Consider the following 3,514-nt stretch of genomic DNA (forward strand, 5'->3'; position numbering starts at 1 on the left):
CCAGGTGGTCGGCCGTCGCTTCTGGGATCAGTGCCTGAAAGTGAGCAGCCTTCGCAACCCCTGGGACATGCTGGTGTCTCAGTACGAGTGGGAGCGCTCTGGCCGGGCCGGGCGCTCCGCACCGGCCGAGCAGCCCTGGAGTCAGTGGCTTGATGAGGCGCTGAGCAAGCCGGGCGGCAATGGCATCAGCAAGGCGGAAAGCAAGATCGTGCCGCATGCCTTCATCAACGGGCACTTCGTGCTGGACCACATGATCCTGTTTGAAGATCTGGACGGGACCATCAATGACCTTCAAGCCAGAACCGGGGTCAGCATGCCGGCGTTTTCAACGCGCAATATCAATGAAAAACAGACCCGGCGCGAGCGCGACTACCGCCGCTATTATGCGCCGCAAGAAGCTGCCAGAGTCGGGCAGGTATTTGCGCCGTTACTGGCGCGATTCCCATATGATTTCGACAGCCCAGGCAAACCGCCGATTGTTAAGTAGCACCTGAGCCCAGCCACTCTTTATGGACAACAGCACCCCATGAACGCCAGCAAATCTGCCCGCACCACCGCTTACCGCCGCTGGCGAGCGCGCCTCGCTGATCGCGTGCACACGCGGCGTGGTCGGCTGATGGCCTGGCTGGACATGATGGTAATGGATCATGGTTTTCTGCGTCCTTTCTTCAATCGCCCGTGCGAAATCGCTCCGGGTGTATGGCGCTCCAATCAGCCAACGCCAGGACGCATTCGCAGGCTCAAGAAGCGGGGGCTGCGCACGGTGGTCAACCTGCGGGGCGAGAGTGATCGCGGTGCCTGGCTACTTGAAAAACAGGCCTGTGACGCGTGCGGTGTTGAACTGATTGATCTGGACATGGCCTCACGCAAGCCGCCCAAGGTCGATAAGGTGGAGCGGTTGCAGGCCATTCTGGCCAGCGCGGAAAAGCCATTGTTGATCCACTGCAAGTCGGGGGCGGACCGGGCTGGCCTGGCATCGGCGCTGTATTTGATGTGGTTTGAAGGGGTGCCGGTGGAGCAGGCCAGTCGGCAGTTGTCACTGCGCTTCCTGCATGTCAGACAGGCGCAGACCGGCGTACTGGACGCGTTTCTGGAGGAGTATCAGGCTGCCAATGCGGAGCAGCCAACCGCCTTTGGAGACTGGCTGCACGGTGTTTACGACTATAATGCCCTGCGCAAAGGCTTCCGGCCCAGCGGGTGGGCCAATGTGCTTGTTGATAAGTTGCTGCGCCGGGAGTAGAAGAACGCGCCTCCATTATTTGGTGGCCAGCGGGCCCAAGCGCGGCCAAGGCGCGCGCCTACAACGAAGGCACAACACCCTTTAGGCGCTGCGGTTCGACGTCTCGACTTGCCTGCGCTCAGCGGCGCAGCCGCCCCTGTTAACCGTTAGGGATAAATGAGATCGATGAACTCACCCATAGACGCCGTCATTACCTGGGTAGACGGCGACGACCCGGCCCACCGGGAAAAGCTGAACCGCTACCTGGAAACCCTGGGCTACCGCCCCAGAATGGCCGGTGCCACCCGTTTCCGGGAAGTGGGTGAGTTTGCTTACTGCATTGCATCACTGCTGCGTTTCGCCCCCTGGCTGCGCCGAATTCACATTATTACCGATGGCCAGACGCCCGCTTTCTGGTCTGCCTTGCAGCAAACCGAATTCGCCGACCGGGTCTGCCTGGTCGACCATCAGGCCGTTTTCGCTGGTTATGAGCACTGCCTGCCCACCTTCAATGCACGTACGCTCAACAGTGTCATCTGGCGGGTACCGGGGCTGGCTGAGCAGTTTCTCTATCTGAATGACGATTTTGTGTTGCTGCGAGATGTTCAGGCTACTGACTTTTTCCGCGAGGGGCGCCCGGTCATTCGCGGTGGTTGGCGACTGCAGCCTCACCGGCAGTTCTGGGGCCAAGTGCGACGGTTGCTGAAAGGGCGCTCGGGCAAGTCGGTTGCACAGACTCGTCCGGGGTATCGGGAAGCGCAGGCACAGGCCGCGCAACTGGCCGGATTCGAACATCGCTATTTTCGCACCCCGCACAACCCGCATCCGTTGCGTCGTTCGACCATGGAACGCCTTGCCAGCGAGCATCCCGAGCGGTTCGCAAACAACCTGACCTATCGTCTGAGATCGGCTGAGCAATTCCTGATGGATGCCTGGGCACGCCATGACGAACTGTATCGCGGCGAGGCCATCATCGACAATCGCCTGGGCACCCTGCGGCTGAAACCCGATCAGTACGGATATCGGGCCTTGCGCTACTGGCTCTGGCAGGCAGATTGGCGCTCCAACGTGGCATTCGGGTGTGTGCAGAGCCTGGATCGGGCTGATGACCGCAATCGCGCCCTGATCATGGAATGGCTGGAACGCCGAATAGGGCCGTTGCCGTGGTAGTAGGCCCCCAAAACAAGGCGGCTGCGCCGCCATCGGCCAGCGGGGTGGCCTCCCACGGAACACACGTGCCACCACTGTAGGCGCCGGCCTTGGCCGCGCTCGGGGCCACAGGGCCCTTATCAAATCGGCCAGCGGGGTGGCCTCCCACGGAACACACGTGCCACCACTGTAGGCGCCGGCCTTGGCCGCGCTCGGGGCCACAGGGCCCTTATCAAATCGGCCAGCGGGGTGGCCTCCTACGGAACACTGGCACCAAATCCGCCGTAGGAGCGCACCCCGTTGCGCGATGGGGCCGCAGGCCCCCCGCTCTGGCGCGACACGGCGCCTCACGTTACTATGAGCGCCGTTTTGTCACTTTCGGTCTCCGCATGTTCAATGGCTTGAAGCGTTGGCGAAAATCCTGGCCGCGCAAACTGCATCGGCCGCATATCCGCTTGCTCGCCTGGCTGGAGCTGTTGGTGGTCGATCACGGTTTTCTGCGGGCGATTTACAACACGCCGGAAGAGGTGGTGTCGGGGATCTGGCGCTCCAATCAGCCCTCGCCCTGGCGCCTGAAGAAGCTGGCAAACCGTGGGTTCAAAACCGTGATCAGCCTGCGCGGGCAGGGCACCGATGGACCCTGGTTGCTCGAGAAAGAAGCCTGCGAGCGCTACGGCCTGACACTGCACAGCATTCGCATGAAATCCAATCGCGCGCCGCGAGCGCCACGCCTGCTGCGCCTGCATCATATTCTGGAGACCTGCGACAAGCCGGTACTGATTCACTGCAAGTCGGGGGCTGATCGCTCCGGGCTGGCGGCGGCGGTGTGCCTGTTGCGCGAGAGTCCGGACAATATGGAGCGGGCCAAGGATCATTTGTCGATTCGGTATCTGCACAGTCGCACGGCACGCACCGGTGTGCTGGATGCGTTTTTACGCGAGTATGAAGCGTTTTATGCCCGGCAGCCCGTGCCGTTCATGGAGTGGGTTGAGCAGCATTATCAGCGTATTGCGCTGATCAAGTCGTTCCGTCCCAAAGGGTTCAGCAGTTGGGTGGTGGACAAGGTATTGCGGCGGGAGTAGCGGCACATTTGTAGATACCGTCTCTCCGTATCGGCTTCAACACCTTTCTCAAGTGTGTTGAGGC

4 protein-coding genes are annotated in these 3,514 nt (G+C 61.4%); all 4 read left to right on the forward strand.

The window, feature by feature from the left end:
* Positions 1 to 487, forward strand: a 487-nt coding sequence (locus LAT62_RS16195; protein WP_293386253.1) for a hypothetical protein, incomplete at its 5' end; no start/stop codon positions are given.
* Positions 488 to 526: 39 nt separating this feature from the next.
* Positions 527 to 1,240: a sulfur transferase domain-containing protein gene (locus LAT62_RS16200; protein WP_293386255.1), complete on the forward strand. Its 714-nt coding sequence runs from the start codon at positions 527 to 529 to the stop codon at positions 1,238 to 1,240.
* 165 nt (positions 1,241 to 1,405) lie between these two features.
* Positions 1,406 to 2,389 carry a Stealth CR1 domain-containing protein gene (locus tag LAT62_RS16205; RefSeq protein WP_293386257.1) on the forward strand — a complete coding sequence of 328 codons (984 nt, stop codon included), beginning with the start codon at positions 1,406 to 1,408 and terminating at the stop codon, positions 2,387 to 2,389.
* A gap of 368 nt (positions 2,390 to 2,757) precedes the next feature.
* On the forward strand, positions 2,758 to 3,450 hold the full coding sequence (locus LAT62_RS16210; protein ID WP_293386259.1) for a tyrosine-protein phosphatase: 693 nt from the start codon (positions 2,758 to 2,760) through the stop codon (positions 3,448 to 3,450).
* The last annotated feature ends 64 nt before the right edge of the window (positions 3,451 to 3,514 follow it).

This window comes from Natronospirillum sp., from assembly GCF_022565775.1.
Lineage (GTDB): Bacteria > Pseudomonadota > Gammaproteobacteria > Pseudomonadales > Natronospirillaceae > Natronospirillum.